Here is an 18,326-nt window from a genome sequence, read left to right as displayed (position 1 = left end):
ATATTCTACGCAAAAATTTATAAAGAAATAGACTTTACCCTGTCAACTTTAGAGTTTTTTTTAATCATAGATTCTAAAGATAAACTGTATCTACAACGTTAAAAAATGCTATAAGATTGCTGATACATTCAAAAGGATAAGAGTTGTTGTTGCGTATCGGCTATTCTGCTTTTTCCTTCAATAAATACTTTTAGGGCTTCGGGATAGAGTTTATGCTCTGCTTTAAGAACTCTTTGTGCTAAGCACTCAGCGGTATCATCAGGATAGACTGGAACGGCTGCTTGGGCAAGGATTTTGCCTGCATCCATGTCTTCTGTAACAAGATGAACAGTGCACCCCGTGATTTTCACGCCTGCTTGTAAAACTCTTTCATGCGTATTTAAGCCTTTAAATGAGGGTAAAAGAGAAGGGTGAATGTTTAAAATTCGTCCCTCATAACGTTTTACGAAACACGATGAGATAAGGCGCATATACCCCGCAAAGCAGATAAAATCCGGTTTATATTGATCTAAAATCGTGAAAATATCTTCTTCATGCTCTTCTTTTGTTTTGTAAATTTTGCGATCAACAATATGAATAGGTAGGTTGTGATTTTGTGCCTTTTCAATACCGTTTGCACGTGGATTATCGCAAATAACAGCGGCGATTTCAGCAGGATATTCCTTTTGCTGACTTGCTTGAGCAAGGGCGACCATGTTGGATCCATTACCAGAAATGAAAACAACGATTCGTTTTTTCATAAATACAGTCCCCCTTTATAAAGTATTCCTTTATTTTGATCTTGGCGTTTTATTAAAATACCAAGGGGAGTCACAGTCTCTCCATTTTTTTCAAGAGCTTGCGTAATTGTTTCAGCCGCATGCTGTGCGACGATAATGATCATGCCAATACCACAATTGAACGTTCGTAACATTTCTGTTTCTTCTATTTTACCTTGTTTGGCAATCCATGAAAAGACGGAGGGAACATTGATATTAGAAAGATTAATTTCAGCGCAAAGAGAAGAGGGAATGACACGTGGAATATTTTCAGGAAAGCCTCCACCTGTAATATGCGCTAGAGCCTTAATTCCTTCGTATTTTCGCATGATGGGAAGAAGCGATTTCACGTAAATGCGTGTTGGTGTTAGGAGTGCTGTACCAAGGCTGTTTTTGGGGGAAAAAGGGGCAGGGTCATTCCATTTGAGATGACTTTCTTGAATGATTCGTCGAACAAGCGAAAAGCCGTTGGAATGAATTCCAGAGGCGCTTAGACCTAAGATAATATCGCCTTCTGTTAGATCTTTTGAAGGGAGAAGCGCGCTGCGTTCACATGCGCCTACCGCAAAACCTGCTAGATCATAATCTCCTTCTGCATAGATTCCTGGCATTTCTGCAGTTTCTCCCCCAATAAGAGCAGCGCCGGCTTGTTTACATCCTTCTGCAATGCCAGAAACAATTGCAGCACCTTGTTCAGGGTCAAGTTTTCCAGTTGCAAAATAATCCAGAAAGAAAAGAGGTTCCGCTCCTTGTACAAGTAAATCATTGACACACATAGCAACCAGATCAATGCCTACAGTGTGGTGATAGTCTACTTCAATGGCAATTTTTAGTTTTGTTCCCACACCATCATTGGCTGCGACTAAGATAGGATCTGCAAATCCGGCTGCTTTTAAATCAAAAAGGCCACCAAAACCGCCAATTTCTGCATCTGCTCCGGCTCGTTTTGTCGCGCGTATAAAGGGTTTAATTTTTTCTACCATAGCATTACCCATATCGATGTTTACACCGGCTTTTGCGTAGGTAAGACCAGTCTTGGATTTATTTTTTGTAAGATCTTGATTGCTCATTGGAGCCTTCCTTTAATGGAAAATCAGGTTTTGATGTTATGCAATGCCATGATAGAGTTTTCTCTGCAAGAGATATTGATAAGAAAATAAGCAACTTTACTTGTACCTTATTTTGAAGATGTTTATAATTTTTGTGAAGAATTTTTTTTAGGATATTTTATGAGCAAGATATCAGATAATCATGGGCAGTCTTCGTGGAAACTTATGAAAAAGAAAGGGAGTGAGAGTACATCCCGTGACCGTTATAAGACTTATACGCCAGCATATACACAATTACCATTGCCAAATAATATGAAAAGACAAATCTTTTTTTGGCTGGGGACGCTGATTTTTTTTATTTTTTTTATGTTTGTTTTTGGATCAATTTTGCTGCCTTTTGTGGCAGGAATTGTGTTGGCTTATTTTCTTAATCCCATTGTTCAACTCCTTGAAAAGTTTGGTATTCGCCGTGTTTTTGGTACTGTCCTTATTACCTTATTTATTGTTATTATCTTTGTTGCTGCTTTAGTTATCCTGATTCCTATTATTAGTTCGCAAATACAGCAATTTGTGAGTGATGGCTTACCTGTTTATATTAATCGTATTCAAACTTTTTTCGTTGAACATGATTTTGATTGGATAAGGCACTATTTTGGAAGTGATCCAAATGAATTACGGAGTAATATTAAAGGGCTTTTGGGAGAAGGTTCTGATTTTATTACATCTCTTTTGAATTCACTTTTGAAATCAGGAAAGTCTATTGTTAATATTGTTAGCTTATTTGTTGTGGCGCCTGTGGTGACATTTTATATGTTATTAGATTGGCCACGTATGGTGACAGCAATTGATTCGTTAATACCACGTGATCATCTTGAAACCGTTCGAAGTATTTTTCATGAAATGGATAGAGCTATCGCAGGCTTTGTTCGTGGACAAGGAACCGTTTGCCTCATATTGGGAGGCTATTATGCGATTGGTTTAACAATTGCAGGACTCAATTTTGGTCTTTTGGTTGGTATGTTTATTGGCCTTATTAGTTTTATTCCTTATATTGGAACAATGAGTGGTTTGGTTCTTTCTGTTGGGATTGCATGGGTTCAGTTTTATCCCAATAATTGGGGGGGAATCATCATTGTGATGGTACTTTTTTTAATTGGTCAATTTATTGAAGGTTATATTCTTCAACCAAAACTTGTTGGTTCATCCGTGGGATTACATCCTGTGTGGTTGATGTTTTCGCTTTTTGCTTTTTCTTCACTTTTTGGTTTTACTGGTATGCTTGTGGCTGTTCCTGCAGCGGCGGCTGTAGGCGTTTTAGTTCGTTTTGCCCTTCATACTTATCTTAGTTCTCAGATGTATTCGCGAAGCGGAAAGTCGGAGCCACTAAAATGAATGGGCGAGAAACGCAATTATCTTTAAATTTTCCTTACGAAGCGATTTTTCAATTTGATGATTTAGTTGTGACGGATAGCAATCGTATGGCTTTTCAGCTTATTGATCATTGGCCCAATTGGAGTGTGCCTATTGCCGTTTTGGTTGGAAAAGAAGGATCTGGAAAAACGCACTTTTCGAGTATATGGCAGCAAAAAGCAAATGCATTCAGGATTCAGTGCAATAAAATTGATCAAGCTGTTGCTATGGCTTCTTTAGGCAGATCATTTTTAATAGAAGATATTGATGCTGGTGAAATTAGTGAAACAGAACTTTTTCATCTAATTAACAGTGTTAAGCAAGCAAATGTTGATGCACGACAAGCTACTTTATTGATGACAGCACGAACACTCCCTTCTACTTGGAATTTAAAGTTAAATGATCTAAAAAGTCGTCTTAATTCGGTGATGTTTGTTGAAATTAATCAGCCTGATGATGCATTGTTAACAGCTGTTGCCTTTAAGCTTTTTTCCGATAGACAGCTTATTGTACATCCAGATACAGTTTATTATCTTATCAGCCGTTGTGAACGTTCTTTATTTTCATTGAATCATGTTATTGATTCTGTTGATCAGTTGGCGTTACAAAGAAAAAGAAAAATAACGCGTGCTGTGATTGCTGAGGTTTTGAATAGAAAAAAAACGTAAACACTTCTTATCATGACTTCACATGATATTTCCTTTTATTATTGTTTGAATATAAGGAAGGACACGTCATTTAAATTTTTTGCTTTCTTAATATCTGTTAAAAGTGAAAGATATTATTTTTACTTTTTTATGCGTATCAGAAATGGCTTTGAGATTTTATTGGATGAGTATTCTTTTCATCACTTTTACAAGCTTATATATTTTTGTGTTTGAAAATATTTCTAAAAAGAGGCTTATTATTTTTTATATCGATGGAATTTTGATGCGGATGCTATTTTCTATTTTCGTCAATAAATATGTTATGGGGGGGAGGAAAAAATTTAAAAACGTTCTTTGTTGTAAAGAAATGCAACAAAATTGAAAAAAAGTGTGTTTTTCTCTTGCACTTCTGTTGTGAAAATTTTAGGAAATATGCATCAAATAAATATTAAATGGCGGAGCGTAGCGCAGCCTGGTAGCGCACCTGATTTGGGATCAGGGGGTCGTAGGTTCGAATCCTATCGCTCCGACCATATTTGATAAGGTGTATGAAAATGGCCCAGTTGGGTACGTGTGGTGAAAACGATCATTCAAGAATTAAAGGGAAAAGGTATGATCGCACGTATTTATAGTCCTGCTAAAACAGCTATGCAGTCAGGGAAGGGGAATACAGGCTTTTGGATTCTGCAGTATGAGCCGATAAAAGCAAAAATGCTGGAGCCTCTTATGGGGTACACGGCAACATCTGATATGAATAGTCAGGTAAGAATCCGATTTAATAGAAAAGAAGAAGCGATTGCTTTTGCACGCAAGAATGCTATCCCTTATCGTGTGGAAAAGACACATATGTCGATTCGGCGTGCTGTTTCTTATTCTGATAATTTTCGCAGTGATCGGCAGCAATCTTGGACACATTGAGTTAAAGATGCTATTTTGAATTGAGAAAATAATCAGTTGGGTGTTGGGTCCCGTAGCTCAGCTGGATAGAGCAACGGCCTTCTAAGCCGTGGGTCACAGGTTCGAATCCTGTCGGGATCACCATGTTTAAGAAAATTAATAGATAAAAAAGTTCGGGAGTTTCTCTTTAATTCTCTTAATTTATTTTTCTGTACACCTTGAACCTTTTTCATGTTTTTTATTAATGCTATTGCCTTTTTTGTTGGTTGTTTGAGTATAAAGTGATGACATGCTGTTTTATGGACAGCCAAAAGTACTTTAAGTTGTGATATAGTAGCTCCTGTATTTGCTTACCACGTATTGCTGGTCATTTTTTACCCATTGCTGATTTTTTTAATGAAGCCGCATTCCATGCTTTAGAAAACAGATTGCCAAAACTTTCTTTTAGGTACTTCTTTCCATTTTTCTGAAAATGAATGTGCTATTTCTTAGATGAGGTTTAAGCATTGCGACTAATGCCGGTACAATTGCACAAAAATGCCTACTTTAATTTTTTTTATGAATAATATTACTAGGTTTTTCAGTATGATTTTTGGTAAGATGATTGGTCTTCAAGGCATGATAGATTCCGTTTAGAAACGTCTTATGAAACACTGAAGCATGAAAATGGTATCTGTTTATGGATGAGAGTTTAGAAACATCCCCTTAAGGATAAAGGGTGTCTTCTTGTCTTGAAAGCTGTACCTTATAATCTGTTACTACTTTAGAGTTCTTTCTTGTATAAAAAGAGGCTGTGTGTTTTGCACAGATAAGATACTTCAATAGAAAGATTGTGCAAAGAATAGAGTGCTATTGTATTGTATATATTTATGCGCTTGTTTTAAAGAAATAGCCTTTAGAGCTCTCAAAAGCCCCATTTCACGCCGGCGCTCGTGAATGATATAATGGCTGAATTCATTAAGCACCATCATCTTCTACGTCGATGAAAGAATAAGCTAGCACATCGTACATTTTGCCCATTTGTTAGCCGCCAATATTGCGATAAATCTTAGCTTTTTAGATCATTATAGGTATTTTAGTGCTTTTTTTGTATAATTTTTATCCACATGGCAATCTTCTTTGTGACGTGCAAGAGGGATGGTTTTGATTGATTTAATATGGGAGAAGTTTGAAATGAGAGAGCTTTAAAAAATTCGGATTTCTTACTCTTTTGAATATTTCATGATGACCTGTCATTGGTAAGCTTAAAATACTACTCTAAAAAGCAAGTGCTTTACGTATTGAAGAGGTTGTTATTATGTCTCTAATTATTTTGACAACAGGTGTTCCTTTAATAGAGAAAAAAGAATCAAAAAAATAGACGATAGATCAGAAGGTAAACAATATTTTTTTAAAGAAGCAGTTGAAGTGTGTCGAAAGAATTTTACCCCTTCTAAGCTATTGCAACTAAAACTGCTGTTGTGTTTATGATGCTTTCAAATAGCTTATCTGAGGCATTGTAAGAACTCGAGAATATTAAAAATACGCCGCAAAGCATGCTCTTTGGAGAGGCATGTTGTAAAATCCTATAACCTTTATTTCCACCCCCTATACCCTGAAGAGAATATGACAAATCACAGAGTTATTGATGTTATAAAGGCTGAATGGTGGGCGTGACAGAAGTAGTATCCAAAACTAAAAATGGAAATGAGACAATAAGATCTCGTGCGGATATTGTTTATATAAGGGATGGTAAAATGAAAATTGGTGAGGTAAAAACGGGAGAGAATTCTAAATTAAGTGAACTGCAAAACATTTTAAAAGAGGCACATGAAGAAGGAAATACAGAACCAACAAAAGAAAAATTTATAAAACTTCTTAAAAAAAAATAAAGAATTCTTAGAAAAATATCAAGAAGATTTTAAAAATTTTAAAGGAAATCAAGATCAATTGAGAAAAGCTAATCAAAACTGGGTTAAAGAACAATTAAGTAATAAGTTAGAGAAAACCGAATTTAAGCTTTTTCGTTATCCAGGACTTAAGGAAATTGAGTGATGAGGAAAATTAAAAATATAACAGGGCTTTGAAAGTTAAGTTGGGAGTATGAGATCAGCTATCATCGATGGCAGAAAATTAGTATTAACAGGAATAAGCTTTGAATTGTGGAGAATAATCTATGAATTTTGCTTTAAAAAAAATACATCGCCCTGATATTATTTATGTGGAAAAAAGCGTATTAAAAGTTATTGATATAAAAACTGGTAATTCTTGATTAACAGAATGTCAAAAAGATTTTGAAATAGCATATCAAACAGGAGATGCAAAACCTTTTGGAAAAATTATGAAACGGTATTTAGAGGAAAATAAGGAAAAGCTTAATAAATACCAGGAAGATTTGAAAAAATTTGAAGGAGATACAGAGCTGCTGAAAGCAGTTTAGAGACAATTGGAGTGAAAATCAAATAAACAAAGAGTGGAATAGAATAATTGCTTACACAGTTAGCTGTTATCCGGGGATTGGAGAAGAGTGAAGCATTATGCAAACTAAAGATGCAGCATAAATATTAAAAAGTCTTGGCTGTGAGCCTTATCGTGATGAAGTAGGCGATATATTTGCCTATTATTATTTTCCCGATCGCATTGTGGATTTGAGCTATGGTGTAAAACATGAAAAGGATGGTGAGAAATTTTGGTTATTAGCTAGTCTTACAACTGCTTCTTATAGTCTTGCTTGTGAATATTCTAGGGGAAAAAAGTCGCGGTATGGATATGTACTTTATCCAGAAGTAAGCGATTTCGGAATTACGGTACAGGATCTTTCTGAAAACCATATTGAGGAAGCTTTAAATAGGGTAATTGCGTGGGCAAAAGTACAAGATATTGAACAAAAATTACATGAAGAAGCCGCTAATCATTCTCTTGTTGCAAAGGCTCTTCTTGGCGACATAGAAGCTTTAAGGAGTTATGAGCCTACGCCCCAATTATTTGTGCCAGAATTTTCTGATTGTAAAATGATGACGTGGACTGATCGCCTTATTTTATTTGCAGAGGCCTATAAGAATGGGGAGTTAGACGATATTCTAAGGCGTAAAAAGCCCAAACAGCGCTCGATAAGTCTTATCGCAGCAAGTTGTATTCTTAAAAAGCAAGGTTGGTTTTCTACAGAACCTGGAAAAATGTGGCTCTCTTTGCCAGATCGTTTTATTCAATTTGATTTTGGTTTTGTACATCTCTATGACAATTACAATGTCCGTCTTGAAGCTGAGATCTCTAACGAAGAGATTTCTGTAGCTTGCAAGTATATTCACTATAGAGAGGAATATGAGTGTATATCACCTACAAATATTTATAAGTCTTTTAATACGATTGGGGGGGATTTTTAGCGGTTTTGGTAAAGGAATTGATATTTGTGTAAAGACATTGCATGAGAAAGAGCTTACCAAAATTTCTGAGTGGATAGCATTGACTGGAAAGATTGATGTGCTGATATCTTATCAAAATTCCATTGCGGTAGGTACAATTTCTGAACGTTTGGAAAGCAATATCGTAGAAAAGTCTGTTAAGTACGCTGTTGAATTTGCTGAAAAATATCTAAAAATCCTTCATGAACGAGAAGCTGCTGAAGCGCATCTTGGTCCACAAGCTTTGATTACTTTCAATAAAGTTGCTGAGCAATTAAAAGGGCTGGACAGTTTATCGGGATAAAAACTACAATCGCAATGCTTATTTTATAAGTAAAGACCGTATCATCAATATAATGTATAGCCTTCAAAGTGATGAAGAAGAGCCGATTGTTGCATTTAAGGCTTCCCTTTCAACACTTGGCTTTTCCATGGCTTATCGATCTCTTTTTAGCAATATTCCTCAATATATAGCCCTCAAAGAAGCGAAGAAGTTTATACAGTTTCGAGTCCTGAATTGGATGAAGGCAAGCTGAAGAAGATTTGTACAGATATACTTGAATGGGCTGAGCAGCAAAATGTCAATCAAATCATTTATGATTATGTAGCGTTTTCCCCAGACAGTGAACTTGATCTTGTGGCGCGTCACCTTATTGCGCTTGTTTTGATTGGAGATGTTGAAAAGCTCAAATCTTACAAGGAGAATTTTAGAAAGTGAAATCCTTTAGGTTTTGTAAAAGGTATCACGAAATATACAATTGACAACGCTTTTAGTCTTGCACGGGGTTATCGAACGGGTTTTCCAAAAAACGCTCCGATTTTAAGCTTGGATCTACAAACAACATCTGTTGAGGCGACAGAGGATATAGATGAAACGGATGATAAATAAAGATGCTCCATTGACCATGGAAAGTGCCACAGCGCTTTTAAAAAGCCTAGGCTGGTCAACCGAGAAAATCGATGAGAATGACCATATGGCAAGCTATCAATTGGCTGATCGTGAAGTAGACATTCTTTACAACGATGAAATTGCTAAAGATTGTCCACAATTCGATAGCGCCTTTTTGATTAGCACGGGTATTCTTTCCGCAGCTTGCAAATTCATTGATCCTACACACACGGAAAATATTCCAGATATACAGCTTAATTTTGAAGCCAAGGGTTTGGAAATCTTTGAACCAGAGGTTACTGCAGATCGTTTAACACAGGCGCTTGATGATGCACTAGAATGGGCGGTCAAAGAGATTGATCTTTTTGAAAGACTTCGCTCTCTTATCAAAAAAGCTTTGCAGCAGGGGATCATTTAGGTTTTGGCGAAAGCATCCAACAGCTTCATCTTGAATGGGCTATAGCTTTAGCTCAAGAAGTATCAAAGGTGAAGCAACTAAGCTACGCTTTGATTGAACATATAACAAAAGATTCTGATAATCACTGAGAGCTTTCTAGCGATGAATACCCTCGCTCTTGGAAAGAGAAAATAGCCAAGTTTATCGTAAAAAAAGACAAGAAATAACTCTTTGATTTGAAATGACATGAGAAAAAAAACAATGGTTACCATACAACCAATCATTAAGACGGGAAAAATAGGATTTTGAAACTTTAAGAAATATTGAGAAAATCTCAAAAGATTCCATATCTTATAATTTTTAGAGAATGATTAAAATACGTCTTATGAAAGCATGTGATCCTTTAAAGCATTTCAAAAGAAACGATTTATAATCATAAGAAATGCTATCAAGATCATTATGGTTATGAGTTTTGAGAATTTTGAAGATTCTTTTTACGCCCTCTTATATATTTTTTTTTCAATTAAAAATAAAAGTTATTTATATTTCAATGTATTAACTTTTATCAAGTTTAAAAATAACAACCTATAGTGATATTATAAAGCTATAAAAACAACTAATAATATATTTTGAAGGTATTTTGAGAGTATTAGAAACCTTCAAAACCTATAGCAAAATGAATATACAAATCTCTCTTTAAACAAAGCTTTTGAAAACAATAAAGCTATCATTTGAGATTTCGGTATAATCTCTTAAAGCCAATCCAAAAGAAGCGTATTCTATTTAAGATGAGATTTCTTACAAGTCTTAAAGCAATCCAAATAAGAGTGTTTAAAAGTGCAAATGTTCTCTTTTTAGATAACGCATATAAACACTTCTTTTAAGATTGTAGGTAATCAGCTTAATAAAGGAGGTATAGATTAATAGCTATATTCTATGCCCCTTGAGAGATATGTAAAACCTCATAAGTCTATTCAGTTTCTCTAACTTCTATACTCATTAATTCTCTTTAAAAGAATTGAAATGAAGCTTATTAAATACGTTTTGAATGAATATAGATAAAAATGCAGAAAAACGCTTAATCTACACGGGAGTTAATAATAGCGTACACGTAAAAATAAATGCTGTTATAATTATAATAACACCAATAATTTCAAAAAGGTAATTTATTTTTTTATACATATCATATTCACATAGGACTATTGTTTGTTCATTCCAATCGTTAAATGTGATTAATACGATATGTTTTTAAAATATATTAAAGCGTTAAAATAAATGTTTTGATAGATGTCCTAATTCACTTTAAGAACGACAATAAAAATGGGAAAAAAGCCTATAGTTTTTTTCAAAGAGGTTCTTAAAGAATTCTTATCAACAGCTTATAAGAGAGATAAGATCAGCAAAATAGTGAAATTTGCTTATCGTTTGACGTGTTAATCAAGACAAATGAAGTATGTACTTTAAGAAATCAGAATGATTATTTTGATAGGTTTTATGAGACACTTTAATAGATAGGTTTTGAAGATTTCTAACACTCTCAAAATACCTTCAAAATATATTATTAATTGTATCTATAGCTTCATAATATCACTATAGGTTGTTATTTTAAAACTTGATAAAAAATAACACATTGAAATATAATAACTTTTATTTTTTATTGAAAAAAATATATAAAGGGAGGGGTAAAAGGAACCTTCAAAACCTTCAAAATCCTCGAAATTAAGAGATAAAAAGACTTTTAAGGTTTATGACACAAATAAAGGTTATAAAGTTTAGTGTTTTATAATATTTTCAGATTGCCTATTGTGATATCTTATCACTTTTCATTAAAGGATTCCATTCATAGCGTATTGTAGGTCGACCGCTTTTAGAGCTATTGTTTTCAGATATTGCACGAATATAGTTGCAACGGCATAAAAGTTCTAAAGCTTGCGTGACAGCTTCTTTGTCTTTTAAAAAACTCCAACATCGTCTATAGATATCCCTTGCCGTAAAAACATCGGGTAAACAATCACAGCGTTCGACAATTAATTTTGCACGCTCTGCTGTTAATGTATCCCCCGCCGCATAAAGACGTTTTGCGTGACTTATCAGATATTTTTCCCAATACAAGGCTCTCTCAAGGGCATTTCTATTGATTTCAAAACGCCCACCTTCACACAGTTCAAAAATCAACGCAAGGGTTGGTATGGTTTTATTCATTTTCAAAAGATATGATTGTAAACTTGTAGAGAAATTCCCCCCTTTGATTGTTTTTTGAAAATTTTCCCACCATTCACGAAACATCTCTTGAGCATCAGCAGAAAAGCGTATGGTCATGGGGTGTTTTGGTGATCCTAAAGGTTTATCATAAAGAGAACAAAAGACCTCTTGATAGTTTTCCCATGCCTTTTGATTGGGAGATCTATCAACCCAGTCACGCTTTTTTCGTTCATCGGGAAAGACCAGCATTTGAAACCGTTGCAATAAACCATCATCGTTTATTTCATGGTGCATGGCTTGGCAGCCGCATGTTTGAGACATATATTAAGACGGTTCAGTGCTTTACGGGCTGTATCAGCTTTTATATGCCAAATAGGAGCGAGGGTATTGCGTATCTCTGTTTGGGTAATCTCAGAAACGGGCAGGCAGCCCAATTTAGGGAGAATATGGAGTTTTAAGGGTAGAAACCAACTTTCATCCTTACCATCTCCTTTTAATTCAGCTTTACGGCTTTCAAAAGTATCTAAAGCAATATCATTTTAAATAATGAAGATTACTTATTGCCTCACGCTTTTGTTTATTGCGTTCTTTAATGGGGTCACGCCCCTCACCTAGAACAGAATGCCATTGATTTGCACATTCACGGGCTTGTTTTAAAGAAACATCTCGCAACGCTCCCAAGCCCATTTCATGACGGCGCCCGTGAAGAGTATACCGTAAATCCATTGAGCACCTCCATCTTTACGCTTATGAAGTAATAAGCCGGCACCATCACACTATTCGCCAGCCCCCAATGTTGCGACAGCCCTTGGCACTTAAGACGATTCATAAGAACCATTTTTAGTTCTTTCTTATACAAATTTGATCCACACACTCATCCCGCTTGTTATGTGCAAGCGAGTGGTTTTGATTGATTCAACATAAACAGGTTTGGAATGAGAGAATCTTGCGTTATTCGAGGGTCTAATTCAATATGAATAACGCTAGATTATCATTATAAATCAATATGATTGTATCTTTAATAAGAAATAAAAGTTTGTATTTTGGCGTCGAGTAGAACCTCTTTTAAAGGTAATTTCACCGCAAGTAGTATTTCACAAAATTACAATTAAAACAGAAAAATAATTGAAAAATTTTTCTTCTGAGAAGCTGATTTACGCAACAACTATTCTTTATTTCAGCCCAAAAAAACCTTTTTTAAATTACTTGATAAAGTAGAACATTGCATATTTTTTATTGCGATTGAAGTGAAATAGCCATTGAAATCAGGAATAATACTTTTTGAATGAACTTAATAATTAAAATGGAAATTAGCTGAGCACAAGAGTTTTTCGATTTATACCGGTATAGGCCAATTTGTTTTCCAAACTGAATATTTCATAATACAGTTAAATTGACTTTACAATTATAAAGTTGTAGAATTTTAAACTTTTTACAAAATACTAATTGTTTTGAATATACATAAGGTACATAGTAACAATATGAGGAGGCTATTATGATATACGGGGGGCGAATAAATTTGATCGCGTGTGGAAAAACATTGAAACATTTAAGAATCTTCAACCTCTGCAAAGTATAGGAATAAGAGCGACAGTTACCAAAGAGATTCTAGAAAATATTATTAATTTTATCGATTTTTGTATAAGCCAAAATGTCGATTATATCGGATTCATCCCGCTCGATACGTCATCATTTAGTTTTTCTAGAAAAAATAATACAAAGGATTGATCTAAGGCTTTAAGAAACAAAACTTTCCGCCAAACGCCTCACTTTTTCATTTGAGAGATGAATTATCAAGGAAAGAATCCCCCCTCCAGATTTATATAGATAAAAAGTTCCAAGAAAGGAAAATCTCATGGACGTCACAAAATTTTGTAAATTGTATTAATTATTACTTAGGCGAAAATTCTACGTACGTTTCGTCGCCGTTAATGTGTTTATTTCTATTTTCATCCTTGGTATTGGATTATAATGGAGATTTAAAAAATTGCTTTTATTCAGAAGCTTTTGGGAATCTACAAAATTATGAGGCAATAGATTGGTCTGCTCAAAGTGTTTTAAAATCTTTGAAAGAATCTGGCGCATGGAGCGGGAAGGTATTTTGTGGATAAGGTTAAGCAATTTAAGATTTATAGTGTTAGCAAGTCTACTGCTCTAGTGGTTGCTGTTTTACCACTTTTTTTGTCGGAAAAATTGCATTTGTCGCAAGCAGATATTGTTTTAATCGGTAGTTATTTTTTATTGCTTCCTTTGATCTTAGAAGTCCCCTTGGGTTTATTATCAGATGTTTATGGAAGTAAGCGCGTTATTTATACTGGGCTGTTTTTCTTTCTTTGCGGTTTTTTAGCTCTTTTTATGAATTATGCGTATTTTGCTTACGCCACTTATTTGCTGTGTATTACATTAGCAGCCGCTTGTTTCTCAGGTGCGGAAGATAGTTTACTCTTTTCTGTAGTACCAAAGCATCGCACACTGTTTTCCGTTAAGTCCGAAGTGGCTGCTGTTACCTATAGTGTGACAACGGTACTTATTTTTTTAGGGGGAATACTTTATTATGTGCATCCTGTATTGCCTGTGATTTTTCAAGTCCTTTCATTAATTTTTGCTATTTTTATGTTTTCAAAACTGACGAAGGGATTAGATAGTTTTCATATCAACGCTCATCCGAGTATTTTCACAGTTATGTGCGCCAGCCGTAAAGAAGTTAAAAATCCTTATCGCTTCACTCTTATTTTTTTAAGTGCAGTTTCAGCTTTTGCTATTTTGGTTAATAATCGAACTGTTTCTATCGCATTTTCTGATTTTTTGCCATTTCAACCTGCTATTTTTGTTTCGATTATTTTTATCATTGGGAATTTTTTTTCAGCAAGTTCCAATATATTGGTTCAGAAGTATTTTTCAAAGTTTCAAAATCCTATTTTTCCCGTCTTAATGATTGGTTGTATGGTAACCATTGCTTTTTTTCTCATGTCATTTCAAATCATTGCGGCTCTTATATTAGGATTTTTACTGCTATGTGTTTTTAAATCTGCTTATCGATCTTATCTGTCGTCTCTTCTTATAAATTCACTGATTGATCCCAAAGCTATCGCGACTGTTTTATCATTTACAGCCATTATTACAGCTGTTGTATCCTTTGCATTCAGTTTTTTATACGGTCATGTTTTTTCAACATTCTGGCAAGCTAATTTTTGGTTGGCAGTGGTTATGGCTGTGATTTTTGGGATGTCTGCTTTAATTATTTTTGTCAGAAAACAAGAAATCATTTGGTTACAGCCTGAAAATGCACAATCGTCAAAACAACATTTCTTGAAACGCAAGCATCAAGAGTTTTCCTATGGGCAAATTTATCCGAAAGCATCGTGCATTAATGAAAACATCAAGGATGGCTCTTTTCGACAAAGTCTTTATCCTGCACCAAATTTGATAACACTTTGCGATGAAGTAGTCGAATGGGAGTTTATCCGGGGTACTGTATTGAGCCAAATGGATTTGCTGCATCAAAAGGCGATTATTGATCAAATCAATAAGATCTTTCAAGATCGATTAAGCAAGAATATAATCTTATCACATGGAGACTTACATCCTGATAATATCATTGTTACTCCTGATAGTTCTTTTATGGTAGTGGATTGGGATTTATGTCAAGAAGCCAGTCCGGAATTGGATATCTTAACATTTTTCACCAGTCCAAGATTATCTCTCAATTTAGAAGAACGGATAGACTATATTTCTCATTTGCTGTCTATATCAAAGGATGAAGCTTTACCAATGATAAAAGCGTTTGTAGCTAAAAAAATTTCTGATCTTTGTCTATACCAAAATATTTTCATGAAACAATTAGTATTGGATTATATGAATTTGAATGAGAAATTTCATGGGCGATAATATTGTAATTTGTAATGAAAATTGCAGTGCGGGCTGCAATCATTGTCCGTATTCGATGGAATGTATGGTGAGAGATGACGTGTTGCCTGAATCTTTATATACAATAAATGACATAAAATCTGATTTTATTATTCTTTCTGGTGGAGAGCCTTTTGATCTCGATTATGATTTACTTCATAAATATACTTGTATGTGTCTCATTTGTAAAAAATATTTTCGGATTGCAACAGGGGGGGCACATCTATATTCAACCATATTTGAAGCTATTAAAGAGTAATCCGTTCTTTTTAGGGATACAAATAGGCACAGATGTTATTTCAGAGATAAGAAATCTAGACAGTAAAAAATATAAACAAAAGTGGGTGCGTAATATATATTATGGAGACAGAAAATACTTTTAGAATGTGGAGTACTGGACCTTGATAAGGTTGTGGCGCTAGATTTGAATCAATTTGCTAGTATTGAAATTTGTATGGGGCAATCAGGTTTTCGCCCTAGCTTTACCATACAAGAATGGTGTGAGAATCATAAATCGGACAACCTTCCCATATGTCGTCCTGGTGCAGTTATGCCTCAGCGAAGTGTTGAGAAACGCTTAAATATAGCCCTTATTGTAAAAGACATAAAAACGCACTTGAATGCCAACCTTAACAGCGCAAAATCATTCGCAAAGCATTTCAACGAATGTTGGTTGCACCTATGGAACGAGTGGTTCTCGGTGGATATGGATGTTGATGGTGCTCTCATCATTACCAGCCAGAGCGATACGGGAAAAAGCTCCAGCAAGCAAAACTCTTTTTCTATTGGTTTTAATGGTGGAAAAAAAGAGGATGTAGCCTCAACCAATATTGCCTTTAACAAAGGATAAAACCTCTAGTGATTATCACAATGTTGTGGAACAATCAGACATTAAAGCGAGTGATGGCGACTTTGAGATTAACGTTAAAAATCAAACAACCATGAACGGCGGCATTATTGCCAGCAGTGCCTCAGCGGATAAAAATAGTCTGGCCACCGGAAACATCAGCACCAGTGATATCACCAACAGTGCCCATGCTCAAGCTAGCAGCTATGGTTTTAGCCTTTCTGGAAATGACACGATAAAGAACATTACCAAGAATGTTTTAAATCACGGAAAAGCCAAGGATAGCGTAGAAGGGGAAACAAAATCTGCCATCAGTGATGGCACCATCATCCTAACGGGTAAAAGCAGCCAGAGAGCGATGGGGCAAGATGCTGGAAAATCATTGACTCTCTCAACCGCAATACCGCAGCAGCCTACCAGGCTGTTGCACCGATAGACGCCACATCGCTTGAGGGAGCAGTGCATAATCGCTTAGACATGATCAATGATTTATCCGATGAAGGATTGGGATATTGGGATGAAGTACGTAAAATGACACTTCGTGTTGTTCACCCAATGGCTGAGGTTGCGCACGATGAAAATGGCAATGTTCTCTATTTAACTAATGACAATGGAGAGTATATCAAAGGCAATGATGGAAAAAATATTACTCTGTATCACTATTTAAAACCAGAAGAAGAAAATCATTTACAAAAAGGCTCTGATGGCAATGTTTATATGCTTTACAATGGCATTTTTTATTCACCGGATGATGCAGCGGCTAATGCTGTCCAAATGGCTGTTAATAACAATGGTCACCTTTATTTTACATATTTTCCACAATCTAAAGATGTGCTGGTAGAGTTTGGGATAGCATTTTATCAAAAGTTTCTTGAAGGTAATACTTGGGCATTGAGCAATTCAACCAAGAAGTTCCAAGACTTTATCTCTCGTTATGGTAATGATGGGGCTATTGTGAGTGCGCATAGTCGTGGTAGCTTAACAGTAGGCAATGGACTACGTGACTTTGAAAAGCGTGGCATCCACGGTATAGCAGAAAAAACAGATCTATCTTTATGGACCCACGGATCATGCTCAATCGATAGCGAATGCACACTATTATGTAAGCGATGGTAAAAAAGATCATGTTTACTTACAAAGCCATATACCTGATCCTATTGGGACAGGAATTGGTGACAATTGGCCTACAGCTTTAAGGTACCCTTGAAGTTCCCCTATCTATTATTTCCACCAGCAATTCCAATGAGAGAGGAATGGGGAGCGATACGTGGCTTTAACCCTAGCACACATAATTGCTATGGTGATGCAGGGAAAAAATGTCAAGATGCTTATGGAAAACATCATAATGCAACAATTTATGTACCTCATGCGATTTTAGATAATTTAGGTTTAGGTTTTTTATGGAGAAAAAAAATGAATACATTGTTTAAATTATTGAGTGTGCTTATTCTGTTAAGTATCACTGGATGTGACATATCAAATATCGATAAACTTCCTCCAGGAGAAGTATACGGGTGGTTGAAGCCAGGTGCAAACTTTACTGAGATAGGAAAAGCCCTCTTAGAATGTGATATGCCGAGCCTTATTGATTAGGATTCAGAAAATAGAAACCTCAGTTTAAATCAAATGGCAACCATTGATGCTTGTATGCTTCAATCAGGGTTTCGCTATAAATATGATGTCGGGGGGGATGGTGTGGAAATCATAAAGCCGAAAACTTGCCGATTTGTCATCCTGGTGCTGTCATACCCCAGAGAAGTGTCAAGAGGCGCTTAAACAGCCCGTTTTGTAAAAAACATCCAGAACAATATGAATGCTATCCTTAAATTTTACTGTTGATGGAAACAATCCCCACATTGATGTATTCCCATACTCATGCGGGATTGTTCCTTCAATCAACCATCTAACACTGTGTGTGGAAGCAATATGACCTAAGGAATGCAT

Annotated in this window: 11 protein-coding genes, 2 tRNA genes and 5 pseudogenes; 14 read left to right on the top strand and 4 right to left on the bottom strand. The window is 35.4% G+C overall.

Annotation, left to right across the window (positions count from 1 at the left end; genetic code table 11):
* Positions 1–128: 128 nt before the first annotated feature.
* The gene (gene purN / locus NNJ73_RS07890) at positions 129–740 is read right to left on the bottom strand and encodes a phosphoribosylglycinamide formyltransferase (RefSeq protein WP_254493575.1); all 612 of its coding nucleotides are present in this window, start codon (positions 738–740) and stop codon (positions 129–131) included.
* Entirely contained in the window at positions 737–1,828 is a 1,092-nt protein-coding gene (purM, locus tag NNJ73_RS07885) for a phosphoribosylformylglycinamidine cyclo-ligase (RefSeq protein ID WP_254493574.1), read from the bottom strand. The genes purN and purM overlap by 4 nt, the downstream gene beginning before the upstream one ends.
* Positions 1,829–1,987: 159 nt before the next feature.
* Here purM and NNJ73_RS07880 point away from each other — a divergent pair, with 159 nt between their 5' ends.
* From NNJ73_RS07880 to NNJ73_RS07850, 7 genes and pseudogenes are all read left to right on the top strand, one after another.
* Positions 1,988–3,199 carry an AI-2E family transporter gene (locus NNJ73_RS07880; protein WP_120100855.1) on the top strand — a complete coding sequence of 404 codons (1,212 nt, stop codon included), beginning with the start codon at positions 1,988–1,990 and terminating at the stop codon, positions 3,197–3,199.
* Positions 3,196–3,885: a DnaA regulatory inactivator HdaA gene (hdaA, locus tag NNJ73_RS07875; protein ID WP_254493573.1), complete on the top strand. Its 690-nt coding sequence runs from the start codon at positions 3,196–3,198 to the stop codon at positions 3,883–3,885. The genes NNJ73_RS07880 and hdaA overlap by 4 nt, the downstream gene beginning before the upstream one ends.
* A 435-nt stretch (positions 3,886–4,320) precedes the next feature.
* Positions 4,321–4,397, top strand: a tRNA-Pro gene (locus NNJ73_RS07870).
* Positions 4,398–4,476: 79 nt separating this feature from the next.
* Positions 4,477–4,782: an ETC complex I subunit gene (locus tag NNJ73_RS07865; protein ID WP_254474868.1), complete on the top strand. Its 306-nt coding sequence runs from the start codon at positions 4,477–4,479 to the stop codon at positions 4,780–4,782.
* A 46-nt stretch (positions 4,783–4,828) separates the two neighbouring features.
* Positions 4,829–4,905: transfer RNA gene (locus NNJ73_RS07860), tRNA-Arg, on the top strand.
* 1,508 nt (positions 4,906–6,413) lie between these two features.
* Positions 6,414–6,632, top strand: coding sequence for a hypothetical protein (locus NNJ73_RS07855; RefSeq protein WP_254493572.1), 219 nt, complete (start codon positions 6,414–6,416; stop codon positions 6,630–6,632).
* Between the two features lie 669 nt (positions 6,633–7,301).
* Positions 7,302–9,654, top strand: a pseudogene (locus NNJ73_RS07850) (hypothetical protein).
* Between the two features lie 1,573 nt (positions 9,655–11,227).
* Here the strand turns inward: NNJ73_RS07850 and NNJ73_RS07845 are convergent.
* Positions 11,228–11,929, bottom strand: a pseudogene (locus NNJ73_RS07845) (DUF3987 domain-containing protein); the annotation flags it as partial.
* Positions 11,929–12,467 (bottom strand): annotated as a pseudogene (locus NNJ73_RS07840) (integrase arm-type DNA-binding domain-containing protein); the annotation flags it as partial. The pseudogenes NNJ73_RS07845 and NNJ73_RS07840, both read right to left, overlap by 1 nt.
* Positions 12,468–13,732: 1,265 nt before the next feature.
* On the opposite strand from NNJ73_RS07840, the gene NNJ73_RS07835 reads away from it, so the two are divergent.
* The 7 genes and pseudogenes from NNJ73_RS07835 (at position 13,733) to NNJ73_RS07805 (ending at position 18,208) form a co-directional block, all read left to right on the top strand.
* Positions 13,733–15,517: an MFS transporter gene (locus tag NNJ73_RS07835; protein ID WP_254493571.1), complete on the top strand. Its 1,785-nt coding sequence runs from the start codon at positions 13,733–13,735 to the stop codon at positions 15,515–15,517.
* On the top strand, positions 15,507–15,794 hold the full coding sequence (locus tag NNJ73_RS07830; RefSeq protein ID WP_254493570.1) for a hypothetical protein: 288 nt from the start codon (positions 15,507–15,509) through the stop codon (positions 15,792–15,794). The genes NNJ73_RS07835 and NNJ73_RS07830 overlap by 11 nt, the downstream gene beginning before the upstream one ends.
* 96 nt (positions 15,795–15,890) lie before the next feature.
* Positions 15,891–16,168, top strand: a pseudogene (locus NNJ73_RS07825) (hypothetical protein).
* A 67-nt stretch (positions 16,169–16,235) separates the two neighbouring features.
* Positions 16,236–16,385 carry a hypothetical protein gene (locus NNJ73_RS07820; RefSeq protein WP_254493569.1) on the top strand — a complete coding sequence of 50 codons (150 nt, stop codon included), beginning with the start codon at positions 16,236–16,238 and terminating at the stop codon, positions 16,383–16,385.
* A 25-nt stretch (positions 16,386–16,410) separates the two neighbouring features.
* A complete protein-coding gene (locus tag NNJ73_RS07815) occupies positions 16,411–16,818 on the top strand; it encodes a hypothetical protein (RefSeq protein ID WP_254493568.1) in 408 nt (135 codons plus the stop codon).
* A 23-nt stretch (positions 16,819–16,841) separates the two neighbouring features.
* A complete protein-coding gene (locus NNJ73_RS07810) occupies positions 16,842–17,498 on the top strand; it encodes a hypothetical protein (RefSeq protein ID WP_254493567.1) in 657 nt (218 codons plus the stop codon).
* Positions 17,499–17,795: 297 nt separating this feature from the next.
* Positions 17,796–18,208, top strand: a pseudogene (locus NNJ73_RS07805) (hypothetical protein).
* The last annotated feature ends 118 nt before the right edge of the window (positions 18,209–18,326 follow it).

The sequence above is a fragment of the Bartonella sp. B1099 genome (assembly GCF_944801835.1).
Classification (GTDB): domain Bacteria; phylum Pseudomonadota; class Alphaproteobacteria; order Rhizobiales; family Rhizobiaceae; genus Bartonella.
This window is presented reverse-complemented; position numbering and strand designations above follow the sequence as displayed.

What these genes read in the sequence shown, in the direction of transcription:
- purM (WP_254493574.1), bottom strand. Translation starts at nt 1,828, where the DNA reads ATGAGCAATCAAGATCTTACAAAAAATAAATCCAAGACTGGTCTTACC.
- NNJ73_RS07830 (WP_254493570.1), top strand. Translation starts at nt 15,507, where the DNA reads ATGGGCGATAATATTGTAATTTGTAATGAAAATTGCAGTGCGGGCTGC.
- NNJ73_RS07880 (WP_120100855.1), top strand. Translation starts at nt 1,988, where the DNA reads ATGAGCAAGATATCAGATAATCATGGGCAGTCTTCGTGGAAACTTATG.
- NNJ73_RS07865 (WP_254474868.1), top strand. Translation starts at nt 4,477, where the DNA reads ATGATCGCACGTATTTATAGTCCTGCTAAAACAGCTATGCAGTCAGGG.
- purN (WP_254493575.1), bottom strand. Translation starts at nt 740, where the DNA reads ATGAAAAAACGAATCGTTGTTTTCATTTCTGGTAATGGATCCAACATG.
- hdaA (WP_254493573.1), top strand. Translation starts at nt 3,196, where the DNA reads ATGAATGGGCGAGAAACGCAATTATCTTTAAATTTTCCTTACGAAGCG.